Genomic DNA, 22,635 nt, shown 5'->3' on the forward strand with positions numbered 1-22,635 from the left:
AATTTGCAGTTGGAATTCCGGGTCAGTCATGCAGGGTCAGAGGAGATATTCAGATGGCACTTACGTTTGAAGTTCAAGAGGTTGCACACCTCGTTAACATCAAGGTCATTGGGGTTGGCGGCGCCGGTTGTAACGCCATCAACAACATGATCGACAACGCCATGCAAGGCGTTCAGTTCATTTCGGCCAACACCGATGCGCAAGTATTGAAGCTGGCACGCGCCGACCACGTAGTTCAGCTGGGTGCTGAGCTCACCCGTGGTTTTGGCGCCGGTTGCAATCCGGATATTGGTCGTCAGGCCGCCGAAGAAGATCGCGACCATATCGCCGATCTGATTGAAGGCGCTGATCTGCTGTTTATTACCGCCGGCATGGGCGGTGGCACCGGTACCGGCGCTGCCCCTGTGATTGCACAAGTGGCGCGCGAGAAAGGCATTCTGACCGTCGGCGTGGTCACCAAGCCGGGCATCGATGAAGGCATGCGCCAGAAAGTGGCACAGGTTGGTATCGACGAACTGGCCAAGTTTGTCGATTCGCTGATCGTGGTATCCAACCAGAAGCTGGAAGAAGTGCTGGGCGAAGATGTCACCATCGACGAAGCCTTCCGCGCCGCCGATGACGTCCTGCGCAGCGCCGTGGGTTCGATTGTTGAAATCATCAATTACCCGGGCCTGATCAACGTCGACTTTGCCGACGTGAAAACGGTGATGCGTGAAATGGGCATGGCCATGATGGGTTCGGCCACCGCCAGCGGTGCCGATCGCGCCGTGGTTGCTACTGAGGAAGCCATCCGCAGCCCGCTGCTGGACAACATCAACTTCAACGGTGCGCGCGGCGTGCTGGTGAACTTCAGCGCCAGCCGTACTACGCTGAAGAAGAGCGAAATCCGCCAGTCGCTGGAAATCATCAACGCCCACGTGGCCGACGATGCCCAGGTCAAGCATGGCGTGGTGTACGACGAAAGCCTGGGCGACCAGATCCGCATTACGCTGATCGCCACCGGCCTTGGCGCACGCGAGTCAAACAACAACAAGCTGAAAGTGGTGCAAGGCGGCCAGCAACAACGCACCGGCACCGACAACATGGGCTTTAACGCCGAAGACTACGACACGCCCGCCATCTGGCGTACGCGTCGCGGCGGCAGTGCCAGCGAGACCGCCGATGCCCCGGCTGCTCGCCCGGCGCTGAACAACATCGATATGGATATCCCGGCCTTCCTGCGTCGTCAGGCAGACTGATTATTCCGCTATCGCTGTAAAGCTCTACCCCCTGACCCGGGGCAGGCACGGTTGCCGAATGGCACCGTGCCTGTGCGCGTCTCCAGCGTTTTTAAGCCGGCGCGCGCGCTGTTGTCTTTATTGATTTATCAAAATGGATAAATTCCACCAATCGCCGATATTGGGATGATCAATCCAGCCCATTGCCCGGGGCTGTTAGAATTGCGTCCTTAGCGATTGTCATTCTTGAATGGGCGGGGAATTCCATGTTTCAGCAACGCACTTTGAAATCCACGGTTCGCGCCGTCGGCGTCGGTCTGCATTCCGGCGAGCGCGTTACGCTGGTGATGAAGCCGGCGCCCGCTGAGCACGGCATTGTGTTCCGCCGCTCTGATTTACCCGGATCGGAAAGCTTCAAGGTCGGTCCGGATCTGGTCAACGACACACGTTTGTCCTCGACCCTGGTCAAGGACGGCGTGCGCGTCGGCACCATCGAGCACCTGATGTCGGCCTTTGCCGGTTTCGGTATCGATAACGTGCTGGTCGAAGTCGACGCCCCCGAAATGCCCATCATGGACGGCTCGGCCGCACCATTTATCTATCTGCTGCAATCGGCAGGGGTGGTGATGCAGAACGCGCCCAAGCGCTTTGTGCGCGTGTTGCAGCCGGTACATGTGGTGGAAGGCGACAAGTGGGTGAAACTGGAGCCGTTTGATGGCTATAAAGCGGCGCTGACCATCGACTTCAAACACCCGGCGTTCAAGAAATCTTTGCAGTCGATCACCATCGACTTTGCCAACACCAACTACATCAGCGAAATCGCGCGCGCGCGCACCTTCGGCTTTATCCATGAAGTGGAATACATGCGCATGAACGGCCTGGCGCGCGGCGGCAGTATGGATAACGCCATCGTCATCGACGAATATCGTGTGCTGAACGACGGCGGTTTGCGCTTTGATGATGAGTTTGTGCGGCACAAACTGCTGGATGCGATTGGTGATCTGTATATCCTGGGCCATCCGCTGATTGCGTCGTTCTCCGGGTACAAATCGGGCCACGCCATGAACAACAAGCTGCTGCGCGAGCTGCTGGCCGATCCGGACAACTTTGAGCTGGTAACGTTTGATGACGACAGCAAAGTGCCCTCGTCCTTCCACGCCCTGCCGCCGCTGACCATCTGAGCGCCCATGTTTGCCCTCATCCGGCTGCTGTTTATCCTGGCCGTGATCTTGATCGGCTTTGCCGCGTTTAAATACCAACGCACCCGTGATCGTTACTGGATCAGGGTGATCACGTGGGTGCTGTATTTTGTGCTGGCGCTGCTGGTGGTGTTTTTTGGCGGGCTGATTATTCAGCGGGCGATGGGCTACCCATAGGGTGGGACTCGGCGTCCCCGTCTACCCACCGCCAAAGATATGTGCTCGAACCGTCGCAATTGGCGTCACCGACCTTCCAGACATGCATGTCTTACGCCGCTGAAAATTGCGCGATTGCATCCCGCGCCACATTGGCGCGTCCAGGTACTTTGAGGGGTGGGTCCAGACCCACCCTATGCCCCGACTTCTTTTTGCAGTGATTCAAATTGCGGCAGCAGCCGGAAGAAGGCGTCGACCACGGCGGGATCAAACTGGGTGCCGCTGCCGGCGCGGATGGCGTCCAGTACCTGCTCGCGCGGCCACGGTTGTTTGTACACGCGGGTTTGAGTTAACGCATCGTAGACATCGGCCAGCGCGGTAATCCGTGCCGCGATATTGATATTCTCGCCCGCCAGCCCACCCGGATAACCGCTACCGTCCCAGCGTTCATGATGCTGATGCGCAATAATCGCCGCGGTCTGCAAAATCCGCGGTCGTGCATCGCGCAACATGGCGAAACCCAGCGCCGAATGCGTATCCATCACCTTGCGCTCTTCGGCATCCAACGGCCCTGGCTTGTGCAGGATGGCGTCCGGGATGCCCACCTTGCCGATATCGTGCAGCGGTGTGGCCGCCCGGATAATTTCGGCATCCTGCTCGCTCATTCCCATCTCGAGCGCCAACAAACCGGCGTACTCCGCCATGCGCCGGATATGGTTGCCGGTATCTTGCGAGCGCGTTTCCACCACCTCAGACAGCTGATAAATAATGTCGCGCTGGGTATTTTCGATTTCCGCCGACAGCATCAGGTTTTCATAGGCGATGCTGACATTGCGGCAAAACAGCTCAACCAGATCACGATCCGCGTGCGACAGGGCCACCGGGCCATCAATGATCAGCAGATTGACCGGCCCGTGCTGTGATTTGAAAAAGCCGATGAAATGATCGGGCGCGAATACGCTTTGCTCGGTGGTGATGGCGGCGCGGATGCTGTTGCCAAAGCGCTCATGCTCCACTGTCGATAAGGCCTGGCCGCGATATTGTTCGTAGCCACCGGTGGCATAGATGACGCGCACATCGTCATCGGTCGACAAGGCCGCCATTCCGCCATGCACCACCACAAACAACGCTTCTTGCTCAAAGAACAGCAGCGATTGCAGCTGCTCCAGCACGCCTTGGGCAAATTGCACGATGGACTGCTGCTGGAAGATGGTGCTGGACGCATCAATCACCTTGAGCAGGCCGCGCCGATTGGCCTCGAGCATGCGTTTTTGCTGCTCGATCAACATGATGTCGTTGTACGAGCGCAGCGTACCCAGTACCGCGGTGAACAACTTGTCGCGCGTCAGCTCGGTTTTGGCTTTGTAATCATTGATATCGTAGCTTTCGATAACCTGGCGCTCGGGCGCCACGCCGGGCTGGCCGGTGCGCAAGATAATGCGGATATGCCGGTTGCGCAGGTCTTCGCGAATGGCACGCGCGACGCGCAGGCCAGCGTCTTCGCTTTCCATGACCACATCGAGCAAGACCAGCGCGATGTCATCCCGCGTGCGCAAAAAATCGAGCGCCTCGTTGCCGGAATAACAAGACAGCAAATTGAGCGGGCGGCCTAGAAAATTGATATTGGCCAGTGCCAGCCGGGTGACGTGATGGATGTCGGGCTCGTCGTCGACGATCAGCACATTCCAGGGCTCCAGCGCAGGCGCTTCAGTCGCCGCGTCGTCGTCGTCAATTAACCAGTCATCTTCTTGTGACATGCTGCCCCCTTGTTATGACAAGAGTATAGATAGAAACAGCAGTCAGAAAACAAGCGCCATCGGGCGTGGGTGCTTACTTGTTGCCGGCGGTCTTACGCTGGCCCAGCACAATCAGCGCCACGCCGGCCAGAATGACCAACATACCAAGGACCAAGGGCAAGCTGACCTGTTCGCCCGCAAACACCGCGCCCAGGCCCACCGCCACCACGGGGTTCACATAGGCATAGCTGGTGGCCAGCGCCGGGCGTGAATGCGTAATGACGTAGACAAACGCGCTATAGGTGATGATGGAGCCGAACACGATCAGATAGAGCAGCGCCAGCCAGCTTTGCGTGGGGACATGCATGGGCCAGCTTTCGCCATGGATGGCCGCCATCGGGATCAGACAAGCGCCGCCGCCCAGCATCTGCACCGCCGCCGAGGTGCCGACCGGCATGTCCAGCCGTCGCTGCAGGATGGTGGCAAACGACCAACTGGCGGCGGCAATGACCACGATAATCACGCCCACCGGGTTGGCTGCGGCGCGCAGATCAAGATTGAGCAAGGCCACGCCGGCAAAGCCCAAGCCAACGCCTATCCATTCAATCACCCGCGGACGGGTGCCAAACAGCCAGCCAAACAGGATGGCAAAAATGGGCCCACTGGCTACCACCAGTGCGGCGATGCCGGACGGCACCGACTGCTCGGCCACGCAGACAAAGCCGTTGCCGACGCTCATCATCATAAAGCCGATGATCACGCCATTACGCCACTGTCGCAGCGTGGGCCACGGCGCGCCGCGCCAACGCAGCCAGGCCAGCAAAATGGCGCCGGCACTCAGGTTACGCACCGCTGAAAGCAGCAACGGCGGAATGCCTTCCAGCCCGATGCGTATGCCCAGATAGGTGGAACCCCACACCACGTACACGATGGCCAGGCACAGCAACAACAAGGTGGGATGAACAGCGGGGCGGGTATCGGACACGGCGGTAGCAGTCAGGCAAGGAGCTGCCCATCATGCCAGCCTGGCGCCGCGGCTGCACGCCACAGCCGACCTTGAAAATCGCCGTCACAGCCTGAACCTTGAAGGCTATCGCTGCCTCCGCTGCAGCCAAATCTGCCTGGAATTCCTGATGACCACCATGACGCCGCACGAGATTGTCCACGAGCTGGATAAACACATAGTGGGCCAGCACGACGCCAAAAAGGCCGTGGCAATCGCCTTGCGCAATCGCTGGCGCCGCCAGCAAGTGGCTGAGCCGCTGCGCCACGAAATTACCCCCAAGAACATCCTGATGATCGGACCCACCGGCGTGGGCAAAACCGAAATCGCCCGTCGCCTGGCGCGGCTGGCCGATGCGCCGTTTATCAAGGTGGAAGCCACCAAATTCACCGAAGTGGGTTATGTCGGCAAAGACGTCGACAGCATCATCCGCGATCTGATCGAAGTGGCGGTTAAAGGCGCGCGTGAACGCGCCATGCAGCGTAATCGCGTGCGCGCTGAGGACGCCGCCGAAGACCGCATCCTCGATGTGTTGGTGCCCGGGCCACCCAAGGGCCCGTTTGCGCCCAACCCGCAGCAAGACGAAGCGGGCCGCGAGACCCGGCAGAAATTTCGTAAAAAGCTGCGCGAAGGCGAGCTCAACGATAAAGAAATCGAAATCGAAGTGGCCGCCGCTGCACCCACCATGGACGTGATGGGCCCGCCGGGCATGGAAGATTTCACCAGCCAGTTGCAAGACATGTTTAAAGGCGCGATGGCGGGCAAGACGCAAAAGCAGAAGCTGAAGATCAGCGAAGCAATGAAGCGACTGACCGATGAAGAAGCCGCCAAGCTGGTGAATGAAGAAGACGCCCGCGCCGAAGCGCTGCGCTCGGTGGAGCAGAACGGCATCGTGTTTATCGATGAGATCGACAAGGTGACCAGCCGCGCCGAAGGCAGCGCCGGCGAAGTCAGCCGCCAGGGCGTACAGCGCGATCTGCTGCCGTTGGTGGAAGGCACCAGCGTGAGCACCAAGTACGGCATGGTCAACACCGATCACATTCTGTTTATTGCATCGGGTGCGTTCCATCTGGCGCGGCCGTCTGATCTGATCCCCGAGCTGCAAGGCCGCTTTCCGATTCGCGTTGAGCTGGAATCGCTGTCTGTGGATGACTTCAAACGCATCCTGACTCAAACGGATGCCTGTCTGGTCAAGCAATATCAGGCGCTGATGCAAACCGAGGGTGTGGCGCTGACGTTTAGCGAAGACGCCATCCAGCGCATTGCCGAAATTGCGTGGCAGGTGAACGAGCGCACCGAAAACATCGGCGCGCGACGCTTGTCGACCGTGCTGGAAAAGCTGCTGGAAGATTTGTCGTACGAGGCCAGGACCGGCGCCGTAACACTGGACGCCGCCGCCGTCAGCGCCAAACTGGGCCCGCTGGTGGGCAACGAGGATCTGGCGCGGTTTATGTTGTGATGCCCCATAGGGTGGGTCGAGACCCACCTTCCAAAGTTGCCAAAGAAGCATGCAATGGCAAATCTCTCAGCGGCTTTGACGGTGGGTCTAGACCCACCCTATGCCACCAATTTTTCCAGCGTGAGCTGCGATGCATAGGGTGGGTCATGACCCACCCACCAAAGCCAGCAATCAGAACGCCAAGGGTTGCGGGTTTCATCCACGGGCTTCAACGTTCCTCATCCGCGTAAAAAAGGCGATGCCGCCACGGCATCGCCTTTTTTATTGCAAGCGCCACTTCAGGGCATTACGCGACTGACCGTCCAGATGATCAACCGCGCAGCCCGTCCTGCGCCGAATTTGTGCTTAAGAAACAGCCTTACAGGCTGTCTTGCGGGTTACCGCCAGTCACGCGTTGTTCCAGTTCCAGAATACGGGCTTCCAGTGCCGCCAGTTTTTCGCGGCTGCGGGCCAGCACTTCTTGCTGGATATCAAATTCTTCGCGCGTGACCAGATCCATCTTGTTAAACGCCGTGCTCATCATGGCGCGCACGTTCTTTTCTACGTCTTTGGCCGGGCTGTTGGCGATGGCATCGGAAATGCGGCTGGCGATGTCGTCAAAAAACTTGTCTTTCAACATGATGGTTTCTCCGGGTTTTTGCTGGATTTTTTGCAGTGTAGCAGACGCGCCCGCGCTGATGGCGGGCTGACGTGATGTGCACTATGTTTCTGACAAGGCCTGCCGCACCGAAACTGTGCCCGGCTGTTTTCCACGTTGGTTCGTGGCGCGCGCTTCTGGTGCGGCGTGTCGGTTTTTCTCCGACAAGCCGGTATTTTTCGGGCTTTGCGGCACATGGCATGCTTGTTGCTCATGTTGCACTGTCGTTACCGGGACATGAGGAGCAAACCCATGAAATTTGTTACCGCCATCATCAAGCCATTCAAGCTTGATGAGGTTCGTGAAGCCCTGTCAGCAATTGGTGTTGCCGGGTTGACCGTAACCGAAGTGAAGGGCTTTGGCCGTCAAAAGGGCCATACCGAGTTGTATCGTGGTGCGGAATACGTGGTTGATTTTCTGCCCAAGGTCAAACTCGAAGTCGCCATTGCTGACGATCTGCTCGATCAAACCGTCGAAGCCATCGAGAAAGCGGCGAACACCGGCAAGATCGGCGACGGCAAGATTTTTGTATTTGAACTGGAATCCGTGGTGCGTATCCGCACTGGCGAAACCGGCGAATCTGCGATTTAAGCAAAAATAAGGGAAGGAGATGCCCCGATGAAAAAACTATTTGCAATGGTCGCGTTGCTGGGCGCCATGTTTGTGGCTGCCCCCGGCTTTGCCGACGATGCTTCAGCGCCTGCCGCGTCTGATGCTGCGGCCGCTATCGCGTCCGACGCATCTGCCGCTGCACCGGCGCCGGCTGCCGCTGTTGTTGCCTCTGATGCTTCTGCAGCCGCTGCGGCGCCTGCTGCCGCACCGGCACCGACTGCGCCGTTCTCGGTTGATTCGTCCAAGATCAGCGGTGGCGACACTGCATGGATGCTGACCTCCACCGCGCTGGTGCTGTTCATGACCATCCCGGGCCTGGCGCTGTTCTATGCCGGCATGGTGCGCAAAAAGAACGTGCTGGCCACCGTGATGCAAAGCTTTGCCATCACCGCGCTGATCACCGTGATCTGGGTCGTGATTGGTTATTCGCTGGCCTTCACGCCGGGCAATAGCTTTATCGGCGGCTTCTCCCGCGTCATGTTGTCTGGCATGGCCTATGTGAAGGGCGCGTCGGCTACCACGCTGACCGTCAGCCACCTGGCACAGTCGATCCCGGAATCGGTGTACATGGTCTATCAAATGACCTTTGCCATCATCACCCCGGCGCTGATCTGCGGTGCATTTGCTGACCGTATGAAGTTCTCTGCCATGTTGGTGTTCATGGGCGTGTGGTCGATCATCGTGTATGCACCGATTGCGCACATGGTGTGGGAACCGACGGGTTGGCTGGCCACCGCTGGCATCCTTGATTTTGCTGGTGGTACGGTCGTACACATCAACGCCGGTGTAGCTGGCCTGGTTTGTGCTTTAGTACTGGGCAAGCGTGTCGGCTACGGCAAGGAAGCCATGGCACCGCACAATCTGGTGCTGTCGCTGATCGGTGCTTCGATGCTGTGGGTGGGTTGGTTCGGCTTTAACGCCGGCTCCGCACTGGCTGCTGATGGCCGCGCCGGCTTCGCCATGATGACCACGCAAGTTGCAACTGCCATGGCCGCACTGGCATGGATGTTTGCCGAGTGGATCGCCAAGGGCAAGCCTTCGGTACTGGGCATCATCTCTGGCGCCGTTGCAGGTCTGGTTGCCATCACCCCGGCTGCTGGTTTTGTGGGCGTGGGCGGTGCGTTGATCATCGGTTTGCTGGCGGGTGTCGTTTGCTTCTGGTCCGCAACGTGGCTGAAACACAAACTGGGCTACGATGACTCCCTCGACGCATTCGGTGTGCACGGCGTGGGTGGTATCCTGGGTGCGGTGTTGACCGGTGTGTTTGCGGTAAAAGATATCGGCGGTGTGGATGGCAACGTGGTTCTGCAGATCAAGGGCGTGCTGTGCACCCTGATCTACAGCGGCGTGCTGACCTTCGTACTGCTGAAGATTATTGATGTTGTGATGGGCCTGCGCGTAACTGAAGAAGAAGAACGCGAGGGTCTGGATGTAACCCTGCATGGCGAGCGCGTGGAGTAAGTCGTAGCGCGGCGGATTGCGGCAAGTTCGGTTGCCGGGGGTTCGCTGCGGTATGCGAGGCGTGTTAGCTGGTTTGTAAATATATGCAGGTGGGTTTATCCCAAAAGAGCAGAGTCGTACCTTCACCCGCCGCAAGGCGGGTTTTTTTTTTGCAGCTGTTGGTCGATTCTGGCGAGGCATTTTGCAGCCCGGCGGTGCTCGGAATGCGCACGTACAAAGACGTACGTTTACGCTTCCTGCGCGCCGGCGGTCTTTGCTCTGTTGGTCGATTCTGGCGAGGCATTTTGCAGCCCGGCGGTGCTCGGAATGCGCACGTACAAAGACGTACGATTACGCTTCCTGCGCTCCGGCGGTCTTTGCTCTGTTGGTCGATTCTGGCGAGGCATTTTGCAGCCCGGCGGTGCTCGGAATGCGCACGTACAAGGACGTACGTTTACGCTTCCTGCGCTCCGGCGGTCTGCAAACTGCCTGCGCCATAATCGACCCGATGCGTCTTTGCGGGTACGCAATGCGCTGCGCTGTTGCGAGGCGGGGGGCTTGGCTGCGCCTTTGCTCTGTTGGTCGATTCTGGCGAGGCATTTTGCAGCCCGGCGGTGCTCGGAATGCGCACGTACAAGGACGTACGTTTACGCTTCCTGCGCTCCGGCGGTCTGCAAACTGCCTGCGCCATAATTCGACCCGATGCGGCTTTGCGGGTACGCAATGCGCTGCGCTGTTGCGAGGCGGAGGGCTTGGCTGCGCCTTTGCCCTTTGGCGGGGCGCTGCGCTGCCGCTTGGTGATGCGCTGATCTGTCGCGGGCTGGGTGGGGCTGGATAGGGTGGGTCTGGACCCACCACTCAAAGCCAAAGAGAAGAATGCAGAGGATGCGCGCCTGCGGCCGGTTCTGCCGGGTGCGCAAGCATGATGGGTAGGGTGCGTTACCCGTAGGGCAACGCACATTTTTGCTGGCAAGGATGCTGCCGGCAGCGCCGCCGGCTCGCCGGACTAACGCGCCGGCGCGGCTGGTGCTGGTTACGCGGTCAGCTTGTCCAGCGCTTCGCGGTATTTGGCGGCGGTGCGCAGTGCTACGTCTTCCGGCAAGGCGGGAGCGGGTGGGGTTTTGTTCCAGCCGGTGGTTTCCAGCCAGTCGCGTACGAACTGCTTGTCGTAGCTGGGCGGGTTCTTGCCGGGCTGGTATTGGTCGGCGGGCCAGAAGCGGCTGGAATCGGGCGTCAGTGCTTCGTCCATCAGGCACAGCGTGCCGTCTTCATCCAGGCCGAACTCAAACTTGGTGTCGGCGATGATAATGCCGCGCGTGGCCGCATATTCCGATGCCGCCTTATATAGCTTGATGGCAGTATCGCGAACCTTGGCCGCCAGTTCTGCGCCGATCAGATCCGCACATTGCTCAAACGAGATGGGCTCGTCATGGTCGCCCACAGCGGCTTTGGTCGACGGCGTAAAGATCGGCTCCGGCAGTTTGTCGGCTTCGACCAGGCCTGCGGGCAATTTGATGCCGCTGACGCTGCCGGTGGCCTGATAGTCTTTCCAGCCGCCGCCGACGATATAACCGCGCACCACAGCTTCTACCGGCACCGCTTGCAGGCGTTTGACCACCACGGCGCGGCCTTCCACTTGCGGCAGGTCGATCGGGTCGACCACGTCTTCCGGTTGCTCGCCGGTAAAGTGGCTGGGCACCAGGTCGCGCAGCTTTTCAAACCAGAAATTGGAAATCGCGGTCAGGATCTTGCCTTTTTCGGGAATCGGCTCGGCCAGGATCACGTCGAACGCCGAAAGGCGGTCGGTGGCGATCATCAGCATGCGCTGGCCATCGATTTCATACAGATCGCGCACCTTGCCCGAATAAATCTTTTTCAGGCTGGTGAGGTTGGTGGTGGTCAGGCCAGAAGACATGGCGCCGTTCTCCGTGAGGGGGCAAAAAAAAGAATTATGCCTGAAGCATGCTGCGGTCAGTCTGGCGCGCTTATGGCGCCAGCTCGCCAAAGGTCATCCCGGCATAGGGCCGTTGGCGACAGGCGTTCAGGCGGGTAGTCAGATCGCCGATATGGAGCTCCAGGCGATGCTGATCGGGGTCCAGAAAGTAGTACGACTCGCCTTCGCTGCGATTGTCCTGCCAGGCGGTCGCGCCCGCGCCGCGCAATTGCTCGCATAGCGCACCAAATTGCTCGGGCACACAGCCAAAGGCGTAATGCGTGTAATCGTGCGCGAGATCGCGCTGGCCCAGGCTCAGGCATAACCACAAATCGCCCAGCGCCAGATAGGCGCCGCGATCCCACTGCGCCGCCAGGCGTGCGCCCAGACCGCGCCGATAGAACGCCACCGACCGGTCAAGATCAGTGACGGCCAGCGTCAGATGGTTAAGCCCGGTGGCAGACACGCCGCTCATAGCGTGTCTTTGATGGCTTCGGCTTGTTCGAGCGCGGCGTCGACGCTATCGGCTAGCACATTAAAGTGGCCCATCTTGCGGCCGATGCGCGCTTCCTTCTTGCCGTACAAATGCAGCTTGGTATTGGGTGCGGTCATCAGGACTTCCCAATGCGGCGCGGCATTGTTTTCGCCCCAGGTATCGCCCAGCAGATTGACCATGACGGTCGGGCGCAGCAGATCGGTTTTACCCGGGTACAGGCCGCACATGGCGCGCACTTGCTGCTCAAACTGGCTGGTTAGCGTGGCGTCGAGCGTGTAGTGGCCCGAGTTATGCGGACGCGGCGCCATTTCGTTGATAACCAGGCGGTCGCCTTCCAGCACAAAGAATTCCACTGCCAGCACGCCGATGTAATCGAGCTTTTCGGCCAGCTGCAGCGCCATGCTGCGCGCCTGGTCCAGCAGTTCTGCGCTGATGCGCGCGGGCACGATAGAGACATCCAGAATGCCGTTCTTGTGCTGGTTTTCTGCAACGGGGAAGCACGTGGCTTCGCCCGCGCGGGTACGGGTGACGATGGCCGAAACTTCCGCCACCAAGGGGAGCATTTTCTCCAGCACACAGGCTTGATGCTTCATGTTCGACAGCGCCAGGCGGGCTTCTTCGAGCGTCTGCACGCGCACCTGGCCCTTGCCGTCGTAACCCAGACGCGCCGTTTTAAGAATGCCGGGCAGGTAAGGGCTCAGATCGACATCCAGATCACCCGAATTGCGGATGGCCAGAAACGGTGCGGTATCCAGCCCGCTATTGCGGATAAAGGTCTTTTCGGCGATGCGGTCTTGCGCAATGGCCACGCATTCGCCAGACGGGCTGACCGGAATGCCTTGTTGCGCCAGCCAGCGCATGCTGTCGGCGTTGACGTTTTCAAATTCGGTGGTGATGGCGGCGCAGGTTCTGGCCAGTTCGGCCAGCGCGTGCACATCGGTATACGGTTGCGCCAGATGCACGTCGGCAAAATCCGCCGCGGGCGCGTTGGGATCGGGATCGAGCACGGTCACCTGGTAACCCATGGTCTTGGCGGCTACGGTAAACATGCGGCCAAGTTGCCCGCCCCCCAGAATACCCAGCATGGCGGGTGGCAAAATCGGCTTGTTGACCATCAAAATCAATCCTTTTTATGTCTAGCTTTAACAATCTGCAACTGCGCGTAGCCCCATAAGGCCAGTCCGTAGACGAAACCTGCGGCCAAACCAAAGGGAAACGTGCGTAATAGCTCTGAAATAATACTTCCACTAATACCAGTTAGCGTGCGCACTGCAGACAACAACACGGTCAGGGGCACGCCCCAGCACACCACGCCGTTCCACAGCACACAGCGCCACCACCCGCCGTCAATCACGCGTTGCCAGCGGGTCAGCTCGTCCGGAATCATTCCAGCGGCAGGGCCATATCCAGCACGGTTTGCGTCTGCTTCTGACGGAATGCCGCCAGGGCTTCGGCCAGTGCGGGCTGAGTGTTGGCCAGCATGGCGATGGCAAACAACGCGGCGTTGGCGGCGCCCGCTTCGCCAATCGCAAAGGTGGCTACCGGCACGCCCTTGGGCATCTGCACGATCGACAACAATGAGTCTTCGCCGCGCAGATAGCGCGATGGCACAGGCACGCCGAGCACAGGCAGCGTGGTTTTGGCGGCGATCATGCCAGGCAGATGCGCCGCGCCACCGGCACCGGCGATGATGACCTGGATGCCACGCGCGCGCGCGCTTTCGGCGTATTCAAACATCAGATCGGGCGTGCGGTGTGCCGACACCACGCGCGCTTCAAATTCGACCCCGAACGCAGCCAGTTGGTCAGCAGCATGCCGCATGACTTCCCAATCACTGTTGCTGCCCATTACTACGCCCACCTGCGCCATGCCCGAGTCCTTTGCCCAAAACGCTGAATACTAGCTGTAAACGGCGAACGCGGGCCAGTTGCGCCCTGCCGATCAGCCGGAAAACCTACACATAAACAGCATGCCCGCGCGGTATACGGATTGCGCGGGCGCTGTCAATACTTGGATCGTGTTAATGACCAGCGGTAGCCAGTCGCCGAGGATGCAGGTTGCGCGGCACTTTGCCGCGCGGTTTCGTTTCCATCCTCTGTTTACGCGCCGACCTGCCAGGCCGGCGTTTTTTTTTGGCGGATGGCTACTGCGCGGGCACCTCTTGCGAATCAGCGCTAGCGAACCGCCGCTCCCTCGAAATATTCATGGGCATTCCGCCCAATCCGCTTCCTGCGCTCCGGCGCGATCCCCTTCCACGCCGCTCGGGACAACTGCTGACGAGCACAGTCTGTCGACATCGGCAATGCGCTGCGCTGTTGCATAGGGTGGGTCAAGACCCACCACCCCAAGCCATCGCCACACTCACTGCACCCAAAAATTCGGGCGCATTTCCGTCTGGATAACGCGCCCTGTTTTTTACTGATGGCTTAATGCAACTTCAATGCCGGTTGCGCGATGCGGCGCAGTTTGTCGCCAAGATACAGCAACATCGCCATCGGCCAGCCATGTACGGCGGCCTGGTGCATGCGGTAGAGCGAGGCGTAGATCAGCTTGGCGCCGCGGCCTTCCACATAATAGTCGCGCTTGGGGCCGACCACGGCGGCGAGACTGCCCACAGCGGTGTGTTTGCCCAGCGATACCATGATGCCTTGCGGCTTGAAGCGGAACGGCTGCACTTCTCGGCCCGCAAAGTAGTTCTCCAGCATATTGGCCAGCCAGCGCGCTTGCTGGTGCGCCACCTGGGCGGTGGCCAGCAGCGGCGGGCCGCCTTCGCCGTCGCGGGCAAAGGCACAGTCGCCGATCGCAAAGATATGCTTGTCGCTCACCGTTTGCAGTACGGAAGTCACTTCAATCTGACCATTGCGGTTAGTCAGCAGCCCCAGTTGCGAGAGCCACGGCGCGGCTTTGACGCCCGCTGCCCAGACCAGAATATCGGCCGGAATCTCGCTACCATCCGCCAGTTCGATGTGCCGGGCGTGGATGGCCGCTACTTTGCTGTTGACCAGTACCGCGATATTGCGGCGTTGCAGCGCTTCGGTGGCGTAATCAGACAGGGCTTGCGGTGCGCCTGCCAGAATACGCGGCGCAGCTTCGACGATGCTGATGCGCAATTGGTCCGGCGACATATGCGAACCGTAATTGTGGATTTCGGTGATCGCGTGGTGGATTTCAGCGGCCAGTTCAACGCCGGTGGCGCCGGCGCCGATAATGCCGATGCGCAATTCGCGGCGCGGTTGGTCGTCGGCGCTGGCCATGAAGGATTGCGACAGAATGGCGCGGCGCAGACGGTCTGCATCATCGCGCGTATTCAGTTGCATACAGTGTTCTTGTACGCCCGGTGTACCGAAATCGTTGGCGACGGCACCAACCGCGAGCACCAAAGTGTCGTAGCCGAGCGTGCGGGCACTACGTAAAACAGTGCAGTCATGGTCGATGACGTCATCAATCTGGATGGTTTTGCTATCGCGATCGAGGGCTTTCATATAGCCGTACTCGAATTCGTAACCATGCTGGTGGGCATGCGCGAAGTAGTTGACTTCGTCTTCACCGGTGTTCAAAGCGCCGGTGGCTACCTCGTGCAAAAGAGGCTTCCAGATATGCGTCGGAGAGCCATCAACCAGCGTTACACGCGCTTTGCCGCTACGTCCTAGCGTATGACCAAGCCGCGTTGCCAGTTCCAGACCGCCCGCGCCCCCCCCCACGATAACGATGCGGTGCGCTGATGCTGTATTCATAGTGATTCCCAGGAATGTGATCTTTTTTATAGGCGTAATCCGCCCATCTTGGTTTCAAGAGAGGATGCCCAGGCCCACCCTGCTTTGAAAACAAAATAATTACGTAGGATACAGTCACTTGGCTACAGGTTGCGCGACGTTGTGCGCTTATATATAGACGTTTGCGGCAAACAAGCGATGCGGCTGCCGCGCATCCGGATACCTGGCGGTCATCGACACTTCAGATAAACCTGTGTATCTTCGCAAACCGCAGTTTCGATTCAGTGTGTCCTCGGTTTTCCCCTGACCGCGCCTTGCGTGGTATCTCGTTGGTTTCCGGTACTTTTCCTGGTCGTCTTATGCAGCAGCAAACGGGCTGATGCGCATCTTGCGCCACCCGGTTTATCTCTATCGTTTTTTGTTTTTGTTTTAAAGGAATGTAGCAATGTCTACTACTACCGGCACCGTCAAGTGGTTCAACGACACCAAGGGCTTCGGCTTTATCACCCCCGACAACGGCGGTGCTGATCTGTTCGCGCACTTCTCCGAAATCACCGGTCAAGGTTTCAAAACGCTGAAAGAACAACAGCGCGTTGAATTTGAAGTCAAGCAAGGCCCCAAGGGTCTGCAGGCCAGCGCCATCCGCGCTATCTGATCACACCCGGTCAGCGCCACATCAAAACCGCAGCCATCCGCTGCGGTTTTTTTGCGCCTGGCGTTGAGTACGACAAGTGCCGATTAAAAGTGTAGTTTCGCGTTATTGGCCGAAAACTACATTTTATATTGCAGAATTACTACGCATTTTGTAGTTGTCTCCGGCCAGCACTACGACATTTGTCACGGTTTAATGCGGGTTGTGGCGATGTTTGTGAGGTTCTTGACCGTTCATTTTGGTAGTTGCCGCTTATCGTTACACGTAAAAAAACTACGTAGTAAAGGTACGACTGATGTATACTGGCATCACTCAAAGACGAAAACATTCAAGAACTCACTGGAGTATCAAATCATGGCAATCAGCATCCCTTTCTTTGGCAAGACTGAACAACAATTTGCCCGTAACGACCGCGTGAATCGCCCCGCTGGCATCGGCCGCGAAGAAGCCGTTGACGGTCTGGTGGTTTATCAAAAGGGCAGCAAGGCTAAAGTTTGCTGGGGTCCGGGCAAGCAAAGCGTTGAATCTGTTTCCGATCTGGTTCTGATCGTCGAATAATTCCCGACTGATCCCGATCATGAAAAAAGCCTGCACACGTTGCAGGCTTTTTTGCGTCCGGCGTTTGCGTGGCGCGTGCGCTCAGTCGTCTTTGTCTTCGCGTCCCGGAAACAGCACGTCCACGTAGCCGAATTTCGTCATATCCGTGATCCGCTGCGGATAGAGCACGCCCCACAGATGATCGCATTCATGCTGCACCACGCGGGCATGAAAACCCTCGGCCACGCGATCGATCACATTGCCTTCCGGATCAAAGCCCTGATAGCGGATCCGGGTATAACGCGGGACTTCGCCGCGCAGACCGGGCACTGACAAGCAGCCTTCCCAGCCGTCTTCCTGCACCTCGTCCAGCGGTGTAATCACCGGGTTGATCAATATCGTGCGCGGCACCGGCGCGGCGTCTGGGTAGCGGTCGCTGGCGTCAAAACCAAAAATCACCACCTGCAGATTGACGCCGATCTGAGGCGCCGCAATGCCCACGCCGTTATAGGCGTGCATGGTGTCGAACAGATCGCCGATCAGCGCATGCAACTCAGGCGTATTAAACCTGTCTACCGGCTCCGAACGTTCCAGCAAGCTGGGCGTTCCCATTTTGATGACTGTACGTACGGCCATAAGGCGGGCTCCTGTCGATCTTTAGTTCAGTCGATTGAACAATCAGGCGGCTGATAGCGTATGCCACTACAATCACTGCAGTCAGATGGCATAACCGGCGGGCCGCTTAGATCAATCGCTCTCGGGTGAGGTATTGCGGCCCATCTTCCCAAATCAAGCTCTGCTTGTCATGTAAGTGCCTTATGCAAAACACGCCTTCGTCTGAATGGGTCACGCCCGCGCTGCAACTGCTACGCCAGGCCCGCAGTGGCGCGCTGGCCACGCAATCACTGGCCTGGCCGGGCACGCCTTATGCCTCGTGGCTAACCTTCAGCACCGACGAGACCGGCGCGCCGTGGTTCTGCATCAGCGGGCTGGCCGAGCACACGCGTAATCTGCGCGCGCAGCCGCAAGCCAGTTTGCTGATCGTGGAAGATGCCAATACCAGCGCCGCGCCCGCGCGCGTTACGCTGGTCGGCACAGCACAACCGGCTACGCCTTCCCCCCTGTTGCAAGCGCGGTTGATGCGTTATCAGCCAGAAACCCGCCAATACCTGCAACTGGGCGACTTTGCCTGGTGGCGCCTCCAGTTGACGGCCGTGCGTTATATCGCCGGCTTTGGCCGCATGGGCGTGAGCGCCCCCGAGCAATGGCAGGCCGCTGCGCAACTCAGTCTGGACGATGAGGCGCAGTTGCTGCACAGCCTGCCGGATCTGCCCGATGCCGAGTGGGTGGGTCTGGATTTTTATGGCTGCGATGTCCGCCGCCAGGGGCGGTTGCACCGTTATGAGTTTATCGAAAGGCCGCAAGACCTTGCCGCGCTGGCTGCCGCCGCGCGCAAAGCAGGGGCGGCGTAGTCCCGCAGACCCGGTTCATCCGGGCACTGATACCAACAGCTGTGCTTTCTGGAGTCTCTTATGGCCCAACGTATTCTTTTCGTTGAGGACGACCTGGAACTGGCCGATCTGATCGGCGGTTTTCTGAAGAGTTTTGAATTTGAAGTGGACCATCTGCCGGATGGCCACCATGTGGTCGAACATGTGCGCAACAACCCGCCCACACTGGTGTTGCTGGATGTGATGCTGCCGGGCAAAGACGGCATGACGCTATGCCGCGAGCTGCGTGAGTTCTACACCGGGCCCATCATCATTCTGACTTCGCTCAATAGCGACATGAACCAGATCATGGCACTGGAAATCGGCGCTACCGATTACGTGGTCAAGACCACGCCGCCCGCGGTGTTGATGGCACGGATCAAGGCACATCTGCGCCAGTCCAGCGGCACGGTAACGCCCACGGCCAGCGCCGCCAAAGATCAGCGCACCACCACTAACTTTGGCCACCTGGTCATTGATTCGCGCAACCGCACCGCCACTTACCGCAACGAGCCACTGCATTTGTCCACCGGTGACTTTGACTTGCTGTGGGAACTGGCCAGCCATGCCGGCGAGATTCTGTCGCGCGATCATCTGCTCAAGCGCTTGCGCGGGATTGAGTACGACGGACTGGATCGCAGCGTGGATGTCGCCATTTCGCGCCTGCGCAAAAAGCTGCAGGATGATCCGAACGAGCCGCGCAAGATCAAGACCATCCGCCACAAGGGTTATCTGTTTGCCACAGATATCTGGTGGCAAGAGTAAAGCGCCACGCCAACCTTGCCGCTGACACCGTCTGATAATCCGGGCGGTGTTTTTTGTTGGGCGCGCTATGCGCTACGCTGTCGCCCCAAGGGCTTAATTTTCCGGGTTGCTCATGCGCCAGCTTTTCTTGCGGTTCTATCTGACGGTGGTGGTGTGTTTTCTGGCGTCGGCCTTGATTATTGGCGGCTTGTACAAGCACATGATCGAGCGCATCAACCAGCATTACCTGACCGATATTTTTCAGACCACCATCAGCATTGTTGAAGAAGAACTGGGCGATCTGCCGCAATCGATCTGGCATAGCGAAATCAGTCGGCTGCGTGGCAAGTTGCCGGTGCCGGTTGAGATCGAGCAACTGGACGCTTATACGCTCAGCCCCGGCAACCGCACTGCGCTGGCCGATGGCGACATCATTCTGGTCGAAGACGAAGACATCTATCTGCACCGCATCCCTGAAACCAATCTGATGGTGGTGTTAGGCCCGGTGCCTTATCTCAACCGGCTGGATAATATTTCGTGGCCCGATATTGTCGGCCTGGTGTTGATGTGCGCGGCGCTGGGTATCCCCACGTGGTTGTGGATGCGGCCGTTCTGGCGCGATCTGCTGGCGCTGATCCGGCAAAGCCGCAAGATGGGTAACGGTGACTTTGCCGTGCGCGCCGTGCTCTCGGAAAACTCGGCGCTGTCGCCGTTGGGCTCCACCTTTAACCGCATGGCGCACGATGTGGAAGAACTGACGGCCAGCCGCCAGCAAATGATCGACGCCATCTCGCACGATTTACGCACGCCGCTGGCCCGCATGCGCTATCGGCTGGAAGCGCTGAAAGCCGGCGCGCCGGCTGAGGCGCAAACTGCGGGCATGGAACGCGATCTGGAAGCCATCGACCAGCTGGTAGAAGAATGGCTGACCCTGCGCAAGCTGGAACGCTCGCAATTCAAACTTGAGCTACAGCCAATGGAAATGCAGCCGTGGCTGGAACGCCAACTGGACGAACTGGCCGTGGGCGGCGTGGCTATTCCGCTAACTAATAACACCGGCCTGCGCGCGCCCTTGATGGAGGCGGACAGCTATTACTTGTCGCGCGTGCTCTCCAACACCATCAGCAACGCCAAACGCTATGGCGGCGGCCGCATTGAAGTCAGTCTTGGTTGGCAGGACGGCGTGGCCACGCTTAACGTCGATGACAACGGCCCCGGCATCCCGGAATCTGAACGCGAGCGTTTGCTGCAACCGTTTGAGCGACTGGAAGGCAGTCGCAATCGCAGCACCGGCGGTTACGGTCTGGGCCTGGCGATTGTGGCGATGGTGATGCGCGGGCATGGTGGCGATATCCGCATCGAGGATGCGCCACTCGGCGGCGCCCGCATTGCGCTGTACTGGCCCACCAGCTTGAAGGATGCCAACCGCATTTGAGGCGCGCATCGGCTGGCAACAGCACTTGCGGGTGGCTGCGCTATTGCGCCGACGGGGCGATTTGCTCGTTGACGCAGATCAATCGCATCGATTGTTACAAGGGTCACGTACATTCGGTTACAACGCGCAACCATCCCCGCACTGACCGGCCTGAGAGTTTTCTCAATAATCCGCTCCAACACGACATAAACGTGTCTTCCGCACATTTGTCTTTTTGGAGAATTCTCATGAACAAGTTGGTCGCTACGCTCGTTGCTGCCCTGTTTGCTGGTTCCGCTGCATTCAGCGTTGCAGCTGACGCTCCGGCTTCCACCGTTAAATCGGTGAAGGTTGAAAAGCACGCTCACAAGAAAGCTTCGGCTGCTTCCGCTGCTCAAAAAGCACAAGCCAAGAAAGTAGTTGCTTCGACTGCTTCCGCCGCTCAAAAAGCACAAGCCAAGAAAGAAAAGGCTTCTGCTGCTTCCGCTGCACAAAAAGCCACTGCTAAAAAGCACAAGGCTTCCGCTGCATCCGCCGCTCAAAAAGCCCAAGCCAAGAAAGTGAAGGCTTCCGCTGCTTCGGCTGCACAAAAGGCTCAAGCCAAGAAGGCTAAGGCTTCCGCTGCTTCCGCTGCGCAAAAAGCACAAGCCAAGAAAGTGAAGGCTTCCGCTGCTTCGGCTGCACAAAAGGCTCAAGCCAAGAAGGCTAAGGCTTCCGCTGCATCCGCTGCTCAAAAAGCACAAGCCAAGAAAGTGAAGGCTTCCGCTGCTTCCGCTGCTCAAAAAGCCCAAGCTAAAAAGCACAAGGCTTCCGCTGCTTCCGCCGCTCAAAAAGCACAAGCCAAGAAAGTGAAGGCTTCTGCTGCTTCCGCTGCTCAAAAAGCCCAAGCTAAAAAGCACAAGGCTTCCGCTGCTTCCGCCGCTCAAAAAGCTGAAGCCAAAAAAGTGAAGGCTTCTGCTGCTTCCGCTGCTCAAAAAGCCCAAGCTAAAAAGCACAAGGCTTCCGCTGCTTCCGCCGCTCAAAAAGCTGAAGCTAAAAAAGTGAAGGCTTCTGCTGCTTCCGCTGCTCAAAAAGCCCAAGCTAAAAAGCACAAGGCTTCCGCTGCTTCCGCCGCTCAAAAGGCTGAAGCCAAGAAAGTGAAGGCTTCCGCTGCTTCTGCTGCACAAAAGGCTCAAGCCAAGAAGCATCACAAGGCTTCCGCTGCTAAAGCTTCTGCTGCTTCCGCTGCCTAAGTCTTGCGCCTTCGGGCAAACAGACTCAAGCATCAACAAGAACGGGGACTTCGGTCCCCGTTTTTGTTTGCACGGCACGGAACACCTGCCCGCGCCAGGCGTCCACGTTTTATCTTCAGTTCTGACTCACCGGTATTGCCCACCATGCAGCGCTTGTTTCTATTGTGCCTGGCCCTGTGCGCCAGCTTTGCCTACGCCCGCAACCCCAGCGTCGCGCAGCAAAACAAGATCATGTTCTATGGCCATGATGACCGCGTGATCATCCACACGCCTTTTACCGGCCCGTATGCCGCAATCGGCGTGATGCGTACGCAAAACGGTTATGACTGCACCGCCACCTTGATCGCGCCCGATACCGCACTGACCGCGGCGCATTGCTTCTGGATGGCGGGCAAAAATCGCGACCACGCCAAGTGGTTTAAAACCGCGTATGACAACGGCCGTTATACCGCGCACTACCGCGTGCTGACTCAGACGTTTAACCAGCGCTTTCAGCAAGGGCTGGATCGGCGCAAAGACGGCGTTTATATCGATAGCGGCGCGCGCCCTTACGATATCGCTGTGCTCAAAGTTGAACTGGTCGATGGCACCCCGCCCACGCCGATGCCCGCATTTGAAGGCAATCGCCAGCAATTGCAGCAACTGCTAAAAACCGCGGGATACAAGGTCAGCCAGGCCGGTTATCCCGAGGATCTGGAAGATGTGCTCGCCGCGCATCGCGGCTGCAAGATCACCGCGCTCAGCCCCGACAACACGGTGTTCCATCAGTGCGACACGCTGGAAGGCGACAGCGGCGCGCCCGTCTGGATTGATACCGCCACCGGCCCGCTGCTGATTGCGGTGCAAAGTTCGGCCCCGCCGTACCAGATGCGCAAGCAGGTGGATAACATCGCCGTCACCGTATTGCAGCGCCCCGAAGCGCCCAGCCGCCAACGCTAGCGGGACAGCGTGCGGCCATTTGGCTA

The 22,635-nt window shown here is 58.7% G+C and carries 23 protein-coding genes; 13 read left to right on the forward strand and 10 right to left on the reverse strand.

Annotated features, from left to right (window positions below; all coding sequences use genetic code 11):
- Positions 1-53: 53 nt before the first annotated feature.
- The 3 genes from ftsZ to ACYQ1A_RS08460 all read left to right on the forward strand — a co-directional run bounded on the left by ftsZ (position 54) and on the right by ACYQ1A_RS08460 (position 2,593).
- Complete coding sequence (ftsZ, locus tag ACYQ1A_RS08450; RefSeq protein ID WP_499361676.1) at positions 54-1,238, forward strand: cell division protein FtsZ; 1,185 nt, start codon at positions 54-56, stop codon at positions 1,236-1,238.
- Between the two features lie 245 nt (positions 1,239-1,483).
- Positions 1,484-2,398 carry a UDP-3-O-acyl-N-acetylglucosamine deacetylase gene (gene lpxC / locus ACYQ1A_RS08455; protein ID WP_062222553.1) on the forward strand — a complete coding sequence of 305 codons (915 nt, stop codon included), beginning with the start codon at positions 1,484-1,486 and terminating at the stop codon, positions 2,396-2,398.
- Positions 2,399-2,404: 6 nt separating this feature from the next.
- A complete protein-coding gene (locus ACYQ1A_RS08460; protein WP_499361677.1) occupies positions 2,405-2,593 on the forward strand; it encodes a hypothetical protein in 189 nt (62 codons plus the stop codon).
- Between the two features lie 173 nt (positions 2,594-2,766).
- Here the strand turns inward: ACYQ1A_RS08460 and ACYQ1A_RS08465 are convergent, their stop codons facing one another.
- Together ACYQ1A_RS08465 and yedA are read right to left on the reverse strand one after the other, a co-directional pair.
- A complete protein-coding gene (locus ACYQ1A_RS08465) occupies positions 2,767-4,329 on the reverse strand; it encodes a DUF3369 domain-containing protein (protein ID WP_499361678.1) in 1,563 nt (520 codons plus the stop codon).
- Between the two features lie 73 nt (positions 4,330-4,402).
- Complete coding sequence (gene yedA / locus ACYQ1A_RS08470; protein ID WP_499361679.1) at positions 4,403-5,293, reverse strand: drug/metabolite exporter YedA; 891 nt, start codon at positions 5,291-5,293, stop codon at positions 4,403-4,405.
- 148 nt (positions 5,294-5,441) lie between these two features.
- Here yedA and hslU point away from each other — a divergent pair, with 148 nt between their 5' ends.
- Complete coding sequence (gene hslU / locus ACYQ1A_RS08475; RefSeq protein ID WP_499361680.1) at positions 5,442-6,770, forward strand: ATP-dependent protease ATPase subunit HslU; 1,329 nt, start codon at positions 5,442-5,444, stop codon at positions 6,768-6,770.
- 358 nt (positions 6,771-7,128) lie between these two features.
- On the opposite strand, the gene ACYQ1A_RS08480 is transcribed toward hslU, so the two are convergent.
- Complete coding sequence (locus tag ACYQ1A_RS08480) at positions 7,129-7,389, reverse strand: accessory factor UbiK family protein (protein WP_053938481.1); 261 nt, start codon at positions 7,387-7,389, stop codon at positions 7,129-7,131.
- Between the two features lie 270 nt (positions 7,390-7,659).
- On the opposite strand from ACYQ1A_RS08480, the gene glnK reads away from it, so the two are divergent.
- Entirely contained in the window at positions 7,660-7,998 is a 339-nt protein-coding gene (gene glnK / locus ACYQ1A_RS08485) for a P-II family nitrogen regulator (protein WP_053938482.1), read from the forward strand.
- Positions 7,999-8,025: 27 nt separating this feature from the next.
- The gene (locus ACYQ1A_RS08490; RefSeq protein ID WP_499361681.1) at positions 8,026-9,480 is read left to right on the forward strand and encodes an ammonium transporter; all 1,455 of its coding nucleotides are present in this window, start codon (positions 8,026-8,028) and stop codon (positions 9,478-9,480) included.
- 1,012 nt (positions 9,481-10,492) lie between these two features.
- Here the strand turns inward: ACYQ1A_RS08490 and ACYQ1A_RS08495 are convergent.
- The 6 genes from ACYQ1A_RS08495 to ACYQ1A_RS08520 form a co-directional block, all read right to left on the reverse strand.
- Entirely contained in the window at positions 10,493-11,374 is an 882-nt protein-coding gene (locus ACYQ1A_RS08495) for a phosphoribosylaminoimidazolesuccinocarboxamide synthase (RefSeq protein ID WP_499361682.1), read from the reverse strand.
- Between the two features lie 70 nt (positions 11,375-11,444).
- A complete protein-coding gene (gene fos / locus ACYQ1A_RS08500) occupies positions 11,445-11,867 on the reverse strand; it encodes a fosfomycin resistance glutathione transferase (RefSeq protein ID WP_062224028.1) in 423 nt (140 codons plus the stop codon).
- Complete coding sequence (locus ACYQ1A_RS08505) at positions 11,864-13,003, reverse strand: 5-(carboxyamino)imidazole ribonucleotide synthase (protein WP_499361683.1); 1,140 nt, start codon at positions 13,001-13,003, stop codon at positions 11,864-11,866. The genes fos and ACYQ1A_RS08505 overlap by 4 nt, the downstream gene beginning before the upstream one ends.
- Before the next feature lie 5 nt (positions 13,004-13,008).
- Positions 13,009-13,275, reverse strand: a complete 267-nt coding sequence (locus tag ACYQ1A_RS08510) for a hypothetical protein (RefSeq protein ID WP_053938485.1) — start codon at positions 13,273-13,275, stop codon at positions 13,009-13,011.
- Positions 13,272-13,757, reverse strand: a complete 486-nt coding sequence (gene purE, locus ACYQ1A_RS08515) for a 5-(carboxyamino)imidazole ribonucleotide mutase (RefSeq protein ID WP_499361684.1) — start codon at positions 13,755-13,757, stop codon at positions 13,272-13,274. The genes ACYQ1A_RS08510 and purE overlap by 4 nt, the downstream gene beginning before the upstream one ends.
- Before the next feature lie 557 nt (positions 13,758-14,314).
- A complete protein-coding gene (locus ACYQ1A_RS08520) occupies positions 14,315-15,622 on the reverse strand; it encodes an NAD(P)/FAD-dependent oxidoreductase (protein ID WP_062224030.1) in 1,308 nt (435 codons plus the stop codon).
- 424 nt (positions 15,623-16,046) lie between these two features.
- Here ACYQ1A_RS08520 and cspE point away from each other — a divergent pair, with 424 nt between their 5' ends.
- The gene (gene cspE / locus ACYQ1A_RS08525) at positions 16,047-16,256 is read left to right on the forward strand and encodes a transcription antiterminator/RNA stability regulator CspE (protein ID WP_053938488.1); all 210 of its coding nucleotides are present in this window, start codon (positions 16,047-16,049) and stop codon (positions 16,254-16,256) included.
- 351 nt (positions 16,257-16,607) lie between these two features.
- Complete coding sequence (locus ACYQ1A_RS08530) at positions 16,608-16,811, forward strand: hypothetical protein (RefSeq protein WP_152969209.1); 204 nt, start codon at positions 16,608-16,610, stop codon at positions 16,809-16,811.
- An 81-nt stretch (positions 16,812-16,892) separates the two neighbouring features.
- Here the strand turns inward: ACYQ1A_RS08530 and def are convergent, their stop codons facing one another.
- Entirely contained in the window at positions 16,893-17,426 is a 534-nt protein-coding gene (gene def / locus ACYQ1A_RS08535) for a peptide deformylase (RefSeq protein ID WP_499361685.1), read from the reverse strand.
- Between the two features lie 182 nt (positions 17,427-17,608).
- Between def and ACYQ1A_RS08540 the strand changes: the two genes are divergently transcribed.
- From ACYQ1A_RS08540 to ACYQ1A_RS08560, 5 genes are all read left to right on the forward strand, one after another.
- On the forward strand, positions 17,609-18,262 hold the full coding sequence (locus ACYQ1A_RS08540; RefSeq protein ID WP_499361686.1) for a HugZ family pyridoxamine 5'-phosphate oxidase: 654 nt from the start codon (positions 17,609-17,611) through the stop codon (positions 18,260-18,262).
- A gap of 60 nt (positions 18,263-18,322) precedes the next feature.
- Positions 18,323-19,045 (forward strand): two-component system response regulator RstA, encoded by a 723-nt coding sequence (gene rstA / locus ACYQ1A_RS08545; protein ID WP_053938492.1) that lies wholly within the window; start codon positions 18,323-18,325, stop codon positions 19,043-19,045.
- Positions 19,046-19,157: 112 nt separating this feature from the next.
- Positions 19,158-20,459: an ATP-binding protein gene (locus ACYQ1A_RS08550; RefSeq protein ID WP_499361687.1), complete on the forward strand. Its 1,302-nt coding sequence runs from the start codon at positions 19,158-19,160 to the stop codon at positions 20,457-20,459.
- 227 nt (positions 20,460-20,686) lie between these two features.
- On the forward strand, positions 20,687-21,670 hold the full coding sequence (locus ACYQ1A_RS08555) for a hypothetical protein (protein ID WP_499361688.1): 984 nt from the start codon (positions 20,687-20,689) through the stop codon (positions 21,668-21,670).
- A gap of 144 nt (positions 21,671-21,814) precedes the next feature.
- On the forward strand, positions 21,815-22,609 hold the full coding sequence (locus tag ACYQ1A_RS08560; protein ID WP_499361689.1) for a trypsin-like serine peptidase: 795 nt from the start codon (positions 21,815-21,817) through the stop codon (positions 22,607-22,609).
- Positions 22,610-22,635 lie beyond the last annotated feature (26 nt).

Source organism: Silvimonas sp. JCM 19000 (assembly GCF_054652575.1).

What these genes read in the sequence shown, in the direction of transcription:
- ACYQ1A_RS08460 (WP_499361677.1), top strand. Translation starts at nt 2,405, where the DNA reads ATGTTTGCCCTCATCCGGCTGCTGTTTATCCTGGCCGTGATCTTGATC.
- ACYQ1A_RS08530 (WP_152969209.1), top strand. Translation starts at nt 16,608, where the DNA reads ATGGCAATCAGCATCCCTTTCTTTGGCAAGACTGAACAACAATTTGCC.
- lpxC (WP_062222553.1), top strand. Translation starts at nt 1,484, where the DNA reads ATGTTTCAGCAACGCACTTTGAAATCCACGGTTCGCGCCGTCGGCGTC.
- ACYQ1A_RS08550 (WP_499361687.1), top strand. Translation starts at nt 19,158, where the DNA reads ATGCGCCAGCTTTTCTTGCGGTTCTATCTGACGGTGGTGGTGTGTTTT.
- rstA (WP_053938492.1), top strand. Translation starts at nt 18,323, where the DNA reads ATGGCCCAACGTATTCTTTTCGTTGAGGACGACCTGGAACTGGCCGAT.
- def (WP_499361685.1), bottom strand. Translation starts at nt 17,426, where the DNA reads ATGGCCGTACGTACAGTCATCAAAATGGGAACGCCCAGCTTGCTGGAA.
- purE (WP_499361684.1), bottom strand. Translation starts at nt 13,757, where the DNA reads ATGGCGCAGGTGGGCGTAGTAATGGGCAGCAACAGTGATTGGGAAGTC.
- ACYQ1A_RS08540 (WP_499361686.1), top strand. Translation starts at nt 17,609, where the DNA reads ATGCAAAACACGCCTTCGTCTGAATGGGTCACGCCCGCGCTGCAACTG.
- ACYQ1A_RS08480 (WP_053938481.1), bottom strand. Translation starts at nt 7,389, where the DNA reads ATGTTGAAAGACAAGTTTTTTGACGACATCGCCAGCCGCATTTCCGAT.
- ftsZ (WP_499361676.1), top strand. Translation starts at nt 54, where the DNA reads ATGGCACTTACGTTTGAAGTTCAAGAGGTTGCACACCTCGTTAACATC.
- fos (WP_062224028.1), bottom strand. Translation starts at nt 11,867, where the DNA reads ATGAGCGGCGTGTCTGCCACCGGGCTTAACCATCTGACGCTGGCCGTC.
- ACYQ1A_RS08520 (WP_062224030.1), bottom strand. Translation starts at nt 15,622, where the DNA reads ATGAATACAGCATCAGCGCACCGCATCGTTATCGTGGGGGGGGGCGCG.
- ACYQ1A_RS08465 (WP_499361678.1), bottom strand. Translation starts at nt 4,329, where the DNA reads ATGTCACAAGAAGATGACTGGTTAATTGACGACGACGACGCGGCGACT.
- ACYQ1A_RS08560 (WP_499361689.1), top strand. Translation starts at nt 21,815, where the DNA reads ATGCAGCGCTTGTTTCTATTGTGCCTGGCCCTGTGCGCCAGCTTTGCC.
- ACYQ1A_RS08555 (WP_499361688.1), top strand. Translation starts at nt 20,687, where the DNA reads ATGAACAAGTTGGTCGCTACGCTCGTTGCTGCCCTGTTTGCTGGTTCC.
- ACYQ1A_RS08505 (WP_499361683.1), bottom strand. Translation starts at nt 13,003, where the DNA reads ATGGTCAACAAGCCGATTTTGCCACCCGCCATGCTGGGTATTCTGGGG.
- ACYQ1A_RS08490 (WP_499361681.1), top strand. Translation starts at nt 8,026, where the DNA reads ATGAAAAAACTATTTGCAATGGTCGCGTTGCTGGGCGCCATGTTTGTG.
- ACYQ1A_RS08495 (WP_499361682.1), bottom strand. Translation starts at nt 11,374, where the DNA reads ATGTCTTCTGGCCTGACCACCACCAACCTCACCAGCCTGAAAAAGATT.
- cspE (WP_053938488.1), top strand. Translation starts at nt 16,047, where the DNA reads ATGTCTACTACTACCGGCACCGTCAAGTGGTTCAACGACACCAAGGGC.
- ACYQ1A_RS08510 (WP_053938485.1), bottom strand. Translation starts at nt 13,275, where the DNA reads ATGATTCCGGACGAGCTGACCCGCTGGCAACGCGTGATTGACGGCGGG.
- hslU (WP_499361680.1), top strand. Translation starts at nt 5,442, where the DNA reads ATGACCACCATGACGCCGCACGAGATTGTCCACGAGCTGGATAAACAC.
- glnK (WP_053938482.1), top strand. Translation starts at nt 7,660, where the DNA reads ATGAAATTTGTTACCGCCATCATCAAGCCATTCAAGCTTGATGAGGTT.